This is a genomic window from Robiginitalea aurantiaca (assembly GCF_030380815.1).
GTDB classification, from domain to species: Bacteria; Bacteroidota; Bacteroidia; order Flavobacteriales; family Flavobacteriaceae; genus Robiginitalea; species Robiginitalea aurantiaca.
Map to the genome: position 1 here is coordinate 484266 of NZ_JAUDUY010000001.1, position 14243 is coordinate 498508.

Below are 14243 nucleotides of genomic sequence, written 5' to 3' on the forward strand. Positions count from 1 at the left end.
TTAAACTTGATCTTTGATTAAATGTAGCAACACCTCATCCCATGTAGGAAATTTGGAATCCACTCCGATTGCAATCCACTGTCCCATAAATTTAATGGATCCATTCATCCAGCTATCATCGATCAGGTAATCGCCAATAAGCAATTGCTTTTCGTGACAAAGGATCAACCTTTTTTCAATATCCTGTTTATCGAACAACCTTTCTGCCCAAAATTTTCGATCGCCCCAGGCAACATCATCTGGCCAGTATGGCGTCGAAATAAAATACACATCAAACTGAGGTATCTTTAGTAAGGAGTGGACCGCCTCCAGTCCTCCACTGACAGGTGGTACTATATCATATACACTTATATCGTTTTTGGTAGGTTGCATTTGCAGACACTCACAAACCTGTAACATCAATTTATGCTCTATCTCAGCAATAATTCTATCAATGCTTACATAAACAATCTTCTTCATGGTTTTTCGTTGTAGAATACAGGTACAAATCTAGACTGCACCTTGGACAACAAAACGACTAACTCCTTTTTATGAGAAACCCGAATGTTGAGCTTCTTTTATTCCTGAAAAATCGCCTGGCCTTAAAAGCGCACACAAAGCAGGAACTTGTAGAGCTCTGGCAGGACCGTAATGATTCTGGAATAGATGAAAAAACAGTTGACAGGAATGTGGAATTCATGGAAAGGCTAGGTTATGAAGTCATGCGTGGTTTTGACAATAGAAAGCGCATCTATCGAATCATAGATGATTATGAAAATGAGATCCTGGAAAAAATAGAGAATCACCTTCGGATCTCGGAAACGCCAGAATTAGCCAATTCTGAAATTGTGGCTAGTGCCCCTGTCCAAAGAGGAATTCAATGGGTTCCATTACTTCTCGAGAGTATTAATAATTGCAGAACAATTGAGTTCGAGCATCATCCCTATACATCTGATCCATCAAAAAAGGAAGTCTGTCCAGTTATACTAAAGGAATATCAGGGAAAATGGCACCTGCACGGTTATGACATCCATCGAAAAAAATACAGAACCTATGGTATAGATCGTATTAGAGATCTTAAGCAACTTGATAAATATGACTGGAATTTGCTTCCCGATTTAGAAAAGGAAATTTCATTTTTTAAAAGTCGCCTTGGGGCAGCTATGCCATTGCCCGGATATTTTAAGAAAGGAGACATACAACCAGAAATTATCCAACTCAGGGTTTCAGATTTCTATCTTAATTATCTCAAGTCAAAACCCATGCATTCCTCTCAGGAAATTATAGAGGACGATGTAATCCATCTGAAGAAACTGGATACTAAAGAAGCAATGGGCTTTACTTTAGTAAAATACTATTTGGTGCCAAATTATGATCTGGTAAAGTTCATAATGTCACAACTCGGAGATGTAACTATTGAGAACCCTGGAAAATTAAAGAAATACGTCAATGATAAATTCCATAATCTGATTACACACATATCTGGCAAGCATACATATACTAAAATGGATTAAGGTAAAATCGAGATTATGAATAATATCGCAAGACTAACCAAACAAGGAATCTTAAATCAGCCTGTTCCCATTGCTGAATTGTTAGATGGCTCTCTATACTATCCAGCTTCGGCTTTTGATGGAGGTGTTGTCAAACATTTTTCAAAGAAGATAAATAGTTTCATTTATTGTGATTATGCAACTGGTAAGGCGGCCTTATTGGAGGAATTAAATAAGGGTTTCAAAGGATATGAGCTTTTGGCCAGTCGGGATTTAAGGATGTCTGAGCTCATTCCATCGGGATGGCAAATGGAACTTCCCCCGGGATTTGATATGAGTGATTATTACCGGCATAAATCTGTTATCAAAGACCCGTTTGCTCATTGGGCAGTATATGAAAGATTGCCTGAATATGATGAGGACCATGGCGCAAAGCAATTTAGTATAATTTATATTGGTGGAGAGGGGGTGGCTACATCTCAGGCACTATATTGGACAAACAACAAACACCCTAAAGCCCTGGCTATCATTCAACCCGGGACAGGATTTGGGTTCAACTGGACTGACTTTAGGGAAGGAGACGGACCATTGGCCTGGGTTGTACTTCAAAATAAATCTGGCATTCCGGAATTCATTGTCTCCGACTATTTTGAGCCTGGTTGGGAGGAATATGCTTATATGCTTAAATATGATTCCAGACGTGATGTGGCAATCTATGAGAGAAAAAAATTGGATAATTAGTAATACTAATGAAGAATTATGGCTTCTCTTTTGGGTTACTTTTAATGAAATCAGTAATTATTGCTAATGCTTTTAACCAGGGGTAGGGCCGGTTGCTCTTGAAAAAGATGGTTTTTAGAAATTTTTTGATTCTATGAAAAACCAACCTGGAATTATCATAAAGCAATTGAATAACAATAGAAAAACTATGGACGCAGGGCCAGGATTTTCTAATTGAAATCGTTGAAACATAATCTTTATTATGTCAAATAAAAACATAACTGATTGATAATCAAACTCCTTGGAATTAGCAGTTGTTTGAGATTACACTATTTGTGTTAAAATCCGTAATACGCTGCGAATAATGCAACAAGATTTAATGAAATTCGATGGTACAGGCTAATAAATTTACGGGTGCACTCCAGACAATTTGAACAATTTAGAGTTATGAAGAATGACCAAAAGACTTCTGATCCTCCAATTTATCCACTTCAATATCAATAGCTTCAATTAAGGTCCTAACCTTTTCAATAATCACCAGGTAGCTTCCGGCTTTTAATTGCCTGAACTCAACTGCATTCTGTAAACCGAGAAGCAACTCTCGATCTCGTCGCATTTCATCCAACTTGACCAATTTTATCTCATGTATCATGATACTATCCGGAGGGAAATCCAATTCATTAATAACTGGGGGGGTTATATTAATTGCAGAATCTGAAAGGTCAATATATTGTTGAATAAGCGGTGTAAGGAACTCAAAACTCCTCGCAGAACTATTATCTCTGCCCATTGCTACTATTTTCCTAAAATCCAATTGGTAAAGATTTGTAATATCGCGCCTTAATTTGTCATTGGTCAGTGTTTTTAAACCAACAGAATTTAGGGCTTCAAAACCCGAAACTCCCGGAAAGAATTGATGATCCTTATCGATCTTAGGGTAGAACTGTATTCTAGTTGAACTTATTGGATGTTCAGATTTTCCGCTTTTTAGGTAATCTATAAGATCAATGGTTACCATCATACCAACTAGGTGACTGTTCATCCCCAACTCCAATTCCTTTAAGGATAATTGTAAATCCTGCCTTATTTCTTTGTAGACTTCAATTTCGTCAATTCTTGATTGTCGAGCTTCATTCCAGTTATCCAATTCAATGGCAATCAGAATACCTATGATTACAATGAGAATCTCCACAATGGCATATAAAAGGTATTTGGTGAATCTATTTTCAGTCAAAAGACCTTGACGAATTTTATGCATGAAGTGGAACATAACTATTGAATTGACCTTTCAAGGTAAGATAGTGCCAATTCAAATATTATGATATTTATCACCTAAGCCGTTGTTTCAATGCAAGATGAGAGGTCGCTATGAAAGCATTCACCTTGGTCGAAAATTTAAGGAACCCTCTTTTTTTTGTTCCTTTAATTTCGGATTCCGTAAAGGGTAAGTCAGAAAAAACTTTGGGCCAATTTTGGAGTTGCTACACTTTTGGAAGGGTATATTCTAAATATATATTTTTCAAACATCTTCTAAAGATTCTCTAATTTCTCTTCCGTTAGGGTCTGTGAGATCAAATGCTGAAATTAAATTCAAGATATTAGGGTTTTTAGCAGCCAATTTCCACACGTCACTTTCTGTTTTTGTAGGTATAAGTTTTATGCTCTCCTCGTTATTTTTTTCAACTTCTTTGAAAGATACAGTTGGTCTAGATTTATCAGTTTTTATTACCTCATCTAAATAAACATCTGCCAAATCAGTTCCTTTTGGGTAGTAGTGTTGATCCTCCAACCATTTACTCACTTTAATATTAAATCCTTTAGAATTGAGCTCTGATGCTATATCAACCCAGACATGATACTCACCCTTGTCAGGGAATGCGACAATATCCCAGTCTTTGATGGATTTAAGCATTTTATATTTAAAACCCTGTTTACTCCCGGTTGCCAGCCATAAATAATCAGGTTTGAATACGCTCATTATACAAGCTGTTTTCTCTCCTTCTACTAAAGCAATTCTATCGGCTTTGGTTTCATTAACTAAATGAAGGCCAAACAAACATTGTTCAAGGTTAAAATCATGCAACTCTAAAAGGCTACGAATACTGGTGATATATGCTCTTCCTTCATTGGTCTTTTTACGTTTTCCAGATACGTGATCATAAAGCATGACTTTACCATGCCTCACATGATTATAATTATCTATTTGCCAAAAAATGTTGGCCCCATCCCACTTGTCAATTGTACCCAAGCAGTACATCTGTATTAGATTGCTTACCTGGTCTACAGAAAAGACAGTTTTTAAGAATTGAATGAAGTTATTCTTCTTAAAGTTTCGGCCATACTTGGATATTAATTCACGGTCGTGATAATCAATATGTCTAGGTTTTGCAAATACTATTTCTTTGGGTTTAGAATAGGAGGTGTTTTGGTTAGGCAAGAAAGTTTCTCCACATGAAAAGCAATATCCTTTGTTATCATATCCAAAATAAGGTGAAAACTTTCCATCTCGATTATGCTTACCACAAGGACAAAACTTAACTCTCTTTCTATTTCGATCGAATTTTAGTTCGGGATACATTTTTTGAGTTTTAATGTTTGTAATCCTGACAATCCTGACAAACACCCAATAGTCCAACGGTCTTGAAGAAAATTAAACGATTATAACTCATGAAAAAATTGACAAATGTTACATTCCTCATGAAAAAAAATGAGCTCATAAAATATTGTCTCTTAACGCTTTGATTTCTTTTTGTCATAATTATCACTCTTGCGTTAGGTCTTTATCTTTTTTTGATATTCGCCCTGATTAAGCTCAAGCTTTGTATTTCGATTGAAGAATAATTCATCCTTCTTCAGAAACCTATCAGCTGAGCTTATTGAAAAACCATTTGACTCAAAAAGCTCTAGGACGTCCGACCTCTTAAAGTTTTGAGGAAGTTTTTCATATATGTCTAATTGTTTCCTTGTAAGACCTTCAAGAGGATTTAGGGTCATAATACGATCATGGACTTTCAAAGTATTATGTCTAAAATATTCAACCAACTGTATAGCCTTTTCAAGGCTGTTTTGACTAAGAATTTCGGGGTCTTTGCATTCATTAGCACAGCTCATTACTTCTATTATTAAAGCAAGTCTCCATAAATATGTTTCAAGCTTGGACTGGATGGCTCTCTCAATGTGATCATTAAAAGCTTCCTTGGCCTTGGTATGTTGCCAGTCTGTAAAGACTTTAATAGTCTCAGAATTTACATGGACAACACTCTTTGTAAATGTCATTATATTGTCAATAAGCCTAAAATAGTTCTCCACATGCTCGGATGCGATATCATTTCCTGTAAATAAGATGGGCTTGAGATTATCCGGATATACAAATAGAAACCTGTCCAAAAAGCCATCAACCCTTCTGTTATTTCCAACAAAAGACTTAAGTATTTCAGGTTGCATACCGCCTAGAATATTAACATTAGTCTCTTCTATTCGAATAGGCTCTTTAGTTACACGGTCTACGGTTAGTTCAGAACCATTAAACATATCTAAATACATTTGTTGATCACCACCTTTTTTGTATCTATCGAAGGAATTGATCCATCGCATAAGCTCATCCTGAAAAATCAGGATACCCTTATCATTGTATTGTAAAGCCTCCGCCAGCTTTTCAGGTGTAAAGTCCTTGAGGATAAATTTTGAATAATAAGGTTTCCTTTTGCTTTTGTCCTTTTCTTGCTTTTCATATTCCTTAAGTTCGGCTTGGTATTCTCGAAATGACTTGCTATCCATTTTTTCAATTGGTTTTTTAGCAAATTGTAATGGATGACTTTTACCTGTGCCAGGTCTTCCGATAATTGATAGCCATAGAATTGGTTTCGCATAATAACTGCCATTAAAGATTGATAGGGTATTGCCAGTGGCAGTAGCAACCACGGATAAGATTCCTGCACTCAAAAAGTCAGGGTTAAAGCCAACCGTTTTACTGGCATTTTCAATTAATGCTTGTATTTCATCAGGAAAAATATTTGTTGGAAATCCAGATATAATTCCACTCATTTCCTTATCTATTGATTTGCTTAGTTCAGACAACCCCATTATCAAAATCTTTGTCAGATATTTCTGATTGATTCTTTATTCATTTTCGAAGGACCAGTTAGCCGCAATAGATTGTATTTCCTCTTTGGATTTGGCCTCTCTTTTGCCTTGGAGTAGGTAAGCTTCCAAGTCCTCTTTTCGGAAGAAGATATTCTTTCCATTAGGCTTGTAATGGTCGATCCTTCTATAATGGACTAGTTTGTAAATATGACTTTTACTAAATCCGGTAAATGAAGCTGCTTCATCTACCGTTAAAATTTCTTTTTCCATCCTGTTTTCAATTTTGTTTTCGGATCCGGATTAGATTCACATTCCGGATAAGAAAGGTTAGGACGAAATAAGAAAGAAAGAGAAGAGGAAAGAAATCGGGGGATTACAACAGAAAGATAATCAGAAACATACACTAAAATGAGTGTATGAAAAGGGGTGTTAAAGACCCAAAAAGGAGCTCACCTCGTTGTTTGTTTTTGTAATGTTTTTGAAATACTTCTTGTAGGCATCACTTAATGCCGTTTTATTATTGAAGTAGAGGAGGCTAAGGAATTGTTTATACTGAAATGCTTTTGCTTTACTACCATTAATTTTTTCTTGAAAAAAGCCGTTGTTTATAAGGTGATGAAGGTAATGGATCAGATACTTCTTACTTTTATTATCTCTGTTCCAACGATCACGAAACTTTCGATCTAGGTCAATAAATTTTTTCTGCTTGTCTTCCCAAATGTATTTGTCCAACAAGTATTTATCGTAGCCACCTGCATTCAATGTTGTTCTGGCTAATTTCTCCTCGATAGATTCAATTATATCCTTTGTCTTTGAGATAAGCTCATTATATTCTATGTCATTAAAATTTGGATTCTTTAAATCCCCAAAACAAATATTCAATATATCATCTCGTTGATTTTTTGGAAATACGTTTTTATGTTCATAATATTTCATCTGTATTCTTAATAAGAGAAGGCTGAAATTGAAATCTTGATGGATTACAAAGGGGTTAGGTTTGATCATTTGTAGAAAATCCAATTGCATTTCATACCTGCTTCTTAGAAGGATTAAATAATCGCGCTCCGTTTTATTCGGTTGTGATACACTAAATCGATCAAGATCGTTGAAGTAGTTGTCTACTAAATTGCTCAGATCAAGATAAGCTTCCCCAAGTATGCTCATAGTTATTAATTGAGATTTGCAGTAATGCTATCTTTTTGCTTGTCGGTGTAATTCAAATACTTGACTGTTAGGCGAGTATTACTATGGCCTAATGCATCTGCCACAGTCTTAAGGTTTGCGCCATTATTAAGCAATCGAATGGCGAAGGTATGCCTCGCACAATAAAAGGTAATGTTTTTATCGATTTCAGCCTTTTTCATCCAGCTGATGAGGTTTTTTTTGATTGCCGTTTCACTTAAAAACTTACCATTACGTCTTAAATCAAAAACCAGTCCCTGTGATGGTTTTCCAGCCAATTCGAGTGCAGAAGGTGACAACTTAATATTTATGGCTTTCTCTGATTTCTCCCTGAATAAGCGGAGCCTTCCATTTTTTATTTTTTCCCAGGAAAGATTTTTGATTTCAGCATAACCGAGTCCAGTGTAGCATGAGAAAAGAAAAGCCCTTTTTACAATCTCGTTTCCACAAGGCGTATTCTTAAGGGTCTCAATTTCTGATTCGGTTAGAATTTCTTTCGTTAAAGTGTCATTACTCTTTTTCTTTTCCCACCGAATATTTCTGAAGATAGAATCATCCAGATAGTGTTCCCGAGAAGCCCTTCTTAGTATTTTCTTAATCCTATTCCAGTAGTTGTACGGTGTTTCTCCCGACAAACCTGCATCGTGAAGAAGGAAGTGTTTATAGCCTTCCATTTGCCTTTCTGTTAACCCACTTAGTTTCTGATTGCGGTTTCCAATGAATTCTTTGAATTTATTAATAGTCCCGGCAATTATTCTTTTGTCAGCCTTTTTGTATTCTTCCAAATATTTGTCCAAGTACTTGTACAAAAAGATCTTCTTTCTGTGTTTGGGCCTAAAATTAGTCCCCTGAGATTCAATTTCCAGTTCCCTTTGTGCCTTGATGGTTTGGGCTAACCTTCTCTTTTGAATCTTGTCATCATTTTGATCCACTGTGAATAACCATTCATACGAATGCTCTCCATTATTCACTATGTGCAAAAAATATCTCTTTCTGCCATTGGCAAGCTTTCGCTCCTTCAGATATACGGCCATTTATGTGATAAATTAGGATTGAATTCCAGTACAAGCATAGTACAAAAACTTTGTACTAAAATAGGAAAATATAAGATAGAATAAGAATCATAAAACAGTTAAATAACTAAAAAACAAACTGTTAACTTTCTTTTGTTTTCTTATTTTATCATAGTTGTGTTCCCACCCGAGGTACACTATAAAGCCCTTAACATGCTAATTGTTAGGGGTTTTTATTTTAGTGAGTGACCGCTGAGTGACCACGACCTTGATAATTCCCTCCTAAAATTCTGAACCCAGAATGGTAGATTCGGCCAGAGTGCTTTTCTAAGGAGGTATCAAGCCATTTTACGTTTATCCCCCTATTTTCAGTACCTAAGAGTATAATCAATTAGACCATATGATATGAAATAAATAATCGGCTAAAATCCATTTTAAACACTCCTAAGGTTTTATTGTTTTTAGAATAGATTAATCAATTTATTTCAAATGAGTACAAGACACGGAGGACATAGAAAAGGTGCTGGAAGAAAGCCCAAAGCAGAGGAGCAGGAACTTATTGAAAAGCTAACCCCACTTGAGCCGACAGCCTTTGAAGCGCTAAAGGAAGGTTTGGAGGACGGTAAGCCTTGGGCAGTGCGCTTATACTTTAATTACCGATAGGGTAAACCCAAAGAGAATAAGGAGATCCAGGTGGAGCAGGACATCCAACCGATATTTAATATCATCCAGGGCGATTAAAATACCATACGGATTTTGATTTTATCAGACTTAAGAATTAAGACCAAAGCCCCCATCACCCACATTGTTTCTAACGAAACCATCTAAAATTGCTAATGCAAGAACTGGAACACCTATTAAAGCAATAGTAGCCCATGTAGAAGGCGATTTATTATTGTTTACAAGAATGTTAATGAAGGAAATGTCTACAATTTCCTTCTAAAGAAGAATACAGGGCCATCAGTACTTCCGGTACCTTGATAAGACGAACTTGTAGTTACCGCCTGGACAAAATCAAATCTATGATGCGCCATGAAATTGATAACAGCTGCAAGTGATTTCTTTTTGTCTAAAATTTCAGAATACTCCTCTCCAAGTTTTATTTGTTCAGGTGTTTCTCCTAAGTCCACTGTCACTCTGTAGCCATTCGCAAAATCTCTTTCCTCGGCATAAACAACAGCATATTCATATTCTTGGTCCTGAGCCAATATTTCGTTAGAAAACGTAGCCATCAATACCAGCAGTAGTATTTCTAATGATTTCCTAAGTTTAAACATCTTATTTAGATCTATAATAGGGCTTAGTTTATCTCATACGATGCTGATGCACCAGTAACGTTTGCTTTTAAGGCAAAGGGTTCATTATTCTTTGAAACATAAATTTTAATCGTGGGGGTCCCACCTTGATAATAGCCTATCCCTACTGAACAATTGAACCCCTTATCCACAGGCCCGAATGTTTCATTCCAACTTCTTGTTTGATAACCACTATTATAATAGCCGCCATCTGGGGTGGTGGCTGACCAATTACTAAAACGGCCATAGATGCCACTACCAGATATGGTATATTTAACATAGTAACTATCGCTCACTATTGGTTCATCAACCTCCATTTCCTCTTTAGAACAGGAAGAAAGAGTAAAAATCGTTAATATGGAAATTAATCCTATTGCAAAAAATCTATATACATTATTCATCAGCGACTTTTTAAATTCAAAATTTATCAGCGACAAAAATATTATTACCAGTAATTAGGAAATGTGACAAAAATCATGTTTAACATCATTTAACGTCCTGTAACATAATTATATACGTTTAAACGAAGGCTTTTTCGGATTACAGGGGATAACACCATTTTGTGTGAAAATGTATTACAATAGACATAAAACCGATAACTCCGTTCAACAGATACAGTATGGATGAAGCTGTTGGATATTTATGAAATGAAATTGCAGTCTTCAGCCATTCCTTTGAAGTATTTGATTGTTTTCATAGACTTCCCCCGTTGAGGTGTCGGGGTTGTCTTTTTAAGGCCTTTTCCTAAAGTATGTGATAATAATGAGGAGGTCATTCTCGAACACCCCGTCTCCAGTCCCAAGGAGGAATAGGCTTACTATCCTGCCAAAGACCAACCTTATTTGCTCTAGCTTCATCTTCCAGAGCTTGTAATTTCTCATCCTTTGAATACCTTCTGAAATGCCATGCTAATCCAGCCTTTAGAAGCTCTTCGTTAAGGCATTTATCATCATAGTACACCCAACCAATAGAACGGCCATATCTGTCCTTAGAATCCACTACAACACTTACCTGACGGCTGAATATGGCATCGGATATAAACTTGGTGGCTACGGCTGAGAAAGGCTGTTTACGCTGAGGACAATCAATGCTGGCTAGTTGATCGTCCCTAATTCTCTATCTATCTCTTCAATGATATTCGCAATATATCTGGAATCATCGTTAACATTGCGGTTGTAGTGTACATTCCTCTCTAGCCAATGTCTTAATTCATTTAATGTTGATGGCTGCTTAAAGAATAGAATTCTATTCATAGAATCTAAGGCCCGTGACTTTACCATGTTATAGCGGAATTGATCATTGAACATATCCAATCGATCTCCATGTGATATTAGAGCTACATACAGTCGGTCATAGATTATCTGTATCCCCTTTAACAATTCATTGTTTCGAATGATGTTTGAATTACCGTTGTTAATGATTGATTGGTAGGTACCATTTTGTGGAAAAAAAGTATTCCTGGGCCGAATACAGCGACTATAAAACAAAGAATCCATATAGTGTAAGTCTAGATCTTCTAATTGAGTCACAGAATCGAATCGACCAATAGTCCGCAGTAAGTCGAGATGTGACTCATTTACCCTGCCCTGAATTTGTTCAATATCATTTGAAAGGTCATCTCTTAGTCCGATTAAAAGGTTGCTTTCAAGTTCACGATCTTTTCTAAGTTCATTCCACCTGTCGACCTGCAACGCAATCAAAATTCCAATCACCACCAGCAAGATCTCCCCAACCGCATACAGCAGGTATTTGCTGAACTTATTGTCAGTGAGAAGTCGTTGTCGTATTTGGCGGAAGAAGCGGAGCATAGGTTGGTTAGTTGTTCAATGTTACTCATCCACTTTCTGCAAATCAAAACTATTGAACATTAAGAAGTGTTTATTACCATCTTTTATTATACTACCATAGAGAAGATCGTCACTCAATATTTTGTAGGGGGGTAGCCAAAAGACTTCGTGTCTGCCAGAGTTAATATTATCCTTATAATAAAGTCGTTTATCATCATCAAAAAAAGATATAATGGTTTCAGGCTCCCCAACTACCTTCCAGTCACCAATTAGAATTTTTGAAACTTCTTGGTTGAACACAAAGCTATCGTCGTAGCCTGAATTATCGAGTGCTTTAGCTATATTTTTGAAGCACTCTATCGCTTTTTGCCTATATCGGATAGTCCAATTTAACTGATTATATATTGCGATATCCCGATAATCCATAACTTCATTTTTGTACCTAAAATCATTGAGCATAAATTCAATGCGACTTTTTTGGCTATCTGGACTATTACTGGAATGCCAAGCATAATATTGACTTCTTATACGGGTGGTCTCCGCTAATAAGTCCTGTAATACTTGGTTCTGATCTTCGACGATCCTATAATACCTATTATACAATTCACTTAGTTCCCCTAGTAAATCCTTATAACTGTCAGGAACAATATCTAAATTCTGGTTCAATACAAGATAAGTATCCTTTCTTGGAGTGAAGCTTGTGAGAGTTCTAGAAGCATTGTATAAATGAGGGATTTTATTTGCCTCATAATCATCCATTGTTAATTGATTAGTTAGCACTAAAAAAATAGTAGAATCCCTTAAGGCATAATATTTCATCAGGTCAGTACTACTATTGATGTCTAAGATTAGCTCGTCCATGATGTCTGATAGAATAGTCGTGATTTTTTCATCATTTTTTCTTTCTTCATTCCAATTATCCACCTGCAAAGCAATCAAAATCCCAATTACCACCAACAGGATCTCCCCAATGGCATAGAGCAGGTACTTACTGAACTTGTTATCAGTAATTAGTCTTTGGCGTATTTGGCGGAAGAAGCGGATCATGTCAATAGTGTTCTAGTTCTTCCCCGATCATTGAAACCAGGTCATGTATTTCATCAAGAGCACGGAGGTACACCTGCTCTTTCTCATTGATTACCCGTAGTGATAATGCAAACTGATTTTGAAGCCTAGGGTTGTACAACCTGTTCTCGTCGATTATTTCTTTGGATGAAATATTAACGACACTGGATATTTCCGGGATCATCTGCATAATGGCATCGTAATGGATCGTTTCCATCCGGTTGACGTACAGATAGGTTTCTTCCAACCTGCGAAGACGTTTTTTGATCTCCTCGTTCTTCAGCAGCTTAACATCCCCACTGTTTACCATAGTTTCATAAATGTTGCCCTTTCGGTCAAAATCAGAGTAATCTACGAGCTTTTCGGTTATTATACAGAGGCTGTCCCGGCCACTTCGGTTATTTTCCCCGATTAGTGTTATGGCATAGTGGAACTGCGACTTGTTCTTGTTATTGTAGGCGATTTGTCCTTCGATATTCTGACGGTCTTCGAGCAGTTGCTGAATGATATTCTGATAAAAGGTCTTCGCCTCTTTTTCCTGCATACGGTTGTCATTCCAGGTATTGATCTGCAAGGCAATCAGGATCCCAATCACCACCAACAAAATCTCCCCAACTGCATAAAGCAGGTATTTACTGAACTTATTGTCAGTAAGGAGGCGATGTCGTATTTGGCGGAAGAAGCGGAGCATTTATTCGAGTTTGTTAGTTTGGAGTTCTTCTTCAATATGATCTATAAGGTCTTTAATAGCGGAATGGGTCATCTTTGCATAGTCAATATGGTCTTCTCTGATATTAATCAGGATGCTGAGGAAATTCATAAATTCCTCATTTGTTCGAAGGCGTTCAAAATCATTTGGCCTTGCGATATCAGAGTCAATACTCCTCCGAACATTACCAACCATGATTCTTTGGGTGGTATTCTGGCTAAAAGACCATTCCCAAAGGCCTGTATCGTCCAAAAGTGATTGTATATTAAAATTATGGACTTCGATGATCTGTTGTTTAAGACTGTCGTTTGCGATAATATCTATTCCTTTTGTTTTGAGGGTCTCATAGGTTGTTGTGGAAAACAGGGGTATACTCCACACATCTAAGTTGCCGAAAGCCGAATCCAGTTCTGTATTATAGGCAAGGTCATTTTCCAGATAATAATGAATGCGACGATAACCATCAAGATATTGCTGATTTGTATTTATGGTATATTCTAGTTCTGTACGGGAAAATTCCAAATCAGATTTAAGGTCCTCCAGAAGGGAAATTCCCTCCAGACGAATCTTCCTTTGCTCGTTCCAGTTGTCAACCTGAAAAGCAATCAGTATCCCAATCACCACAAGTAAAATCTCCCCAACAGCATACAGCAGGTATTTGCTGAATTTGTTATCTGTAATAAGTCTTTGACGTATTTGGCGGAAGAAGCGGAGCATTAGTGTAGTTCATTTAAGTAGCGTGGAACCGAACTCTGGGTATCATCCATCCTGTCTTTTCATATATCATTGGATCCAGTCCTTTAAAGTTACATGAAAATGATTGGACTAAGTTGATTTTACTATCTTTTGAGCTGAGAAAAAAAGAACACCCAAGCGCCTATCAGAGATTCGGGAATAGGTCTTAGCATTAAAGCTTG

Annotated in this window: 17 protein-coding genes; 3 read left to right on the forward strand and 14 right to left on the reverse strand. The window is 36.7% G+C overall.

What is annotated here, in order from left to right; translation table 11 throughout:
- On the reverse strand, positions 1-459 hold the full coding sequence (locus QU605_RS02140) for an HAD family hydrolase (protein ID WP_289723610.1): 459 nt from the start codon (positions 457-459) through the stop codon (positions 1-3).
- A 71-nt stretch (positions 460-530) separates the two neighbouring features.
- Between QU605_RS02140 and QU605_RS02145 the strand changes: the two genes are divergently transcribed.
- Together QU605_RS02145 and QU605_RS02150 are read left to right on the forward strand one after the other, a co-directional pair.
- Positions 531-1493, forward strand: a complete 963-nt coding sequence (locus QU605_RS02145) for a helix-turn-helix transcriptional regulator (RefSeq protein ID WP_289723611.1) — start codon at positions 531-533, stop codon at positions 1491-1493.
- Between the two features lie 15 nt (positions 1494-1508).
- Positions 1509-2213, forward strand: a complete 705-nt coding sequence (locus QU605_RS02150; protein ID WP_289723612.1) for a hypothetical protein — start codon at positions 1509-1511, stop codon at positions 2211-2213.
- Positions 2214-2637: 424 nt separating this feature from the next.
- Here the strand turns inward: QU605_RS02150 and QU605_RS02155 are convergent, their stop codons facing one another.
- The 6 genes from QU605_RS02155 to QU605_RS02180 all read right to left on the reverse strand — a co-directional run bounded on the left by QU605_RS02155 (position 2638) and on the right by QU605_RS02180 (position 8491).
- Complete coding sequence (locus tag QU605_RS02155) at positions 2638-3462, reverse strand: DUF6090 family protein (RefSeq protein WP_289723613.1); 825 nt, start codon at positions 3460-3462, stop codon at positions 2638-2640.
- A gap of 249 nt (positions 3463-3711) precedes the next feature.
- Positions 3712-4770, reverse strand: a complete 1059-nt coding sequence (locus tag QU605_RS02160; protein WP_289723614.1) for a DUF6371 domain-containing protein — start codon at positions 4768-4770, stop codon at positions 3712-3714.
- A 194-nt stretch (positions 4771-4964) separates the two neighbouring features.
- Positions 4965-6236, reverse strand: a complete 1272-nt coding sequence (locus QU605_RS02165; RefSeq protein ID WP_289723615.1) for a DUF3987 domain-containing protein — start codon at positions 6234-6236, stop codon at positions 4965-4967.
- A gap of 75 nt (positions 6237-6311) precedes the next feature.
- Positions 6312-6545 (reverse strand): helix-turn-helix transcriptional regulator, encoded by a 234-nt coding sequence (locus tag QU605_RS02170; RefSeq protein ID WP_289723616.1) that lies wholly within the window; start codon positions 6543-6545, stop codon positions 6312-6314.
- A 159-nt stretch (positions 6546-6704) separates the two neighbouring features.
- Positions 6705-7439, reverse strand: coding sequence for a hypothetical protein (locus QU605_RS02175; protein ID WP_289723617.1), 735 nt, complete (start codon positions 7437-7439; stop codon positions 6705-6707).
- A 5-nt stretch (positions 7440-7444) separates the two neighbouring features.
- Positions 7445-8491, reverse strand: coding sequence for a site-specific integrase (locus QU605_RS02180; RefSeq protein ID WP_289723618.1), 1047 nt, complete (start codon positions 8489-8491; stop codon positions 7445-7447).
- Positions 8492-8959: 468 nt separating this feature from the next.
- Between QU605_RS02180 and QU605_RS02185 the strand changes: the two genes are divergently transcribed.
- Positions 8960-9133, forward strand: coding sequence for a hypothetical protein (locus QU605_RS02185; RefSeq protein WP_289723619.1), 174 nt, complete (start codon positions 8960-8962; stop codon positions 9131-9133).
- 263 nt (positions 9134-9396) lie between these two features.
- On the opposite strand, the gene QU605_RS02190 is transcribed toward QU605_RS02185, so the two are convergent.
- The 7 genes from QU605_RS02190 to QU605_RS02215 all read right to left on the reverse strand — a co-directional run bounded on the left by QU605_RS02190 (position 9397) and on the right by QU605_RS02215 (position 14043).
- Entirely contained in the window at positions 9397-9747 is a 351-nt protein-coding gene (locus QU605_RS02190; protein WP_289723620.1) for a hypothetical protein, read from the reverse strand.
- Positions 9748-9770: 23 nt separating this feature from the next.
- Positions 9771-10166: a hypothetical protein gene (locus tag QU605_RS02195; RefSeq protein WP_289723621.1), complete on the reverse strand. Its 396-nt coding sequence runs from the start codon at positions 10164-10166 to the stop codon at positions 9771-9773.
- Between the two features lie 370 nt (positions 10167-10536).
- A complete protein-coding gene (locus tag QU605_RS15425; RefSeq protein ID WP_353655872.1) occupies positions 10537-10878 on the reverse strand; it encodes a thermonuclease family protein in 342 nt (113 codons plus the stop codon).
- Positions 10860-11573, reverse strand: coding sequence for a DUF6090 family protein (locus tag QU605_RS02200; protein WP_289723622.1), 714 nt, complete (start codon positions 11571-11573; stop codon positions 10860-10862). The genes QU605_RS15425 and QU605_RS02200 overlap by 19 nt, the downstream gene beginning before the upstream one ends.
- A gap of 21 nt (positions 11574-11594) precedes the next feature.
- Positions 11595-12599 carry a DUF6090 family protein gene (locus QU605_RS02205; RefSeq protein WP_289723623.1) on the reverse strand — a complete coding sequence of 335 codons (1005 nt, stop codon included), beginning with the start codon at positions 12597-12599 and terminating at the stop codon, positions 11595-11597.
- A gap of 1 nt (position 12600) precedes the next feature.
- The gene (locus QU605_RS02210) at positions 12601-13308 is read right to left on the reverse strand and encodes a DUF6090 family protein (RefSeq protein WP_289723624.1); all 708 of its coding nucleotides are present in this window, start codon (positions 13306-13308) and stop codon (positions 12601-12603) included.
- Positions 13309-14043, reverse strand: coding sequence for a DUF6090 family protein (locus QU605_RS02215; protein ID WP_289723625.1), 735 nt, complete (start codon positions 14041-14043; stop codon positions 13309-13311). It abuts the gene before it with no gap.
- Positions 14044-14243: the final 200 nt, after the last annotated feature.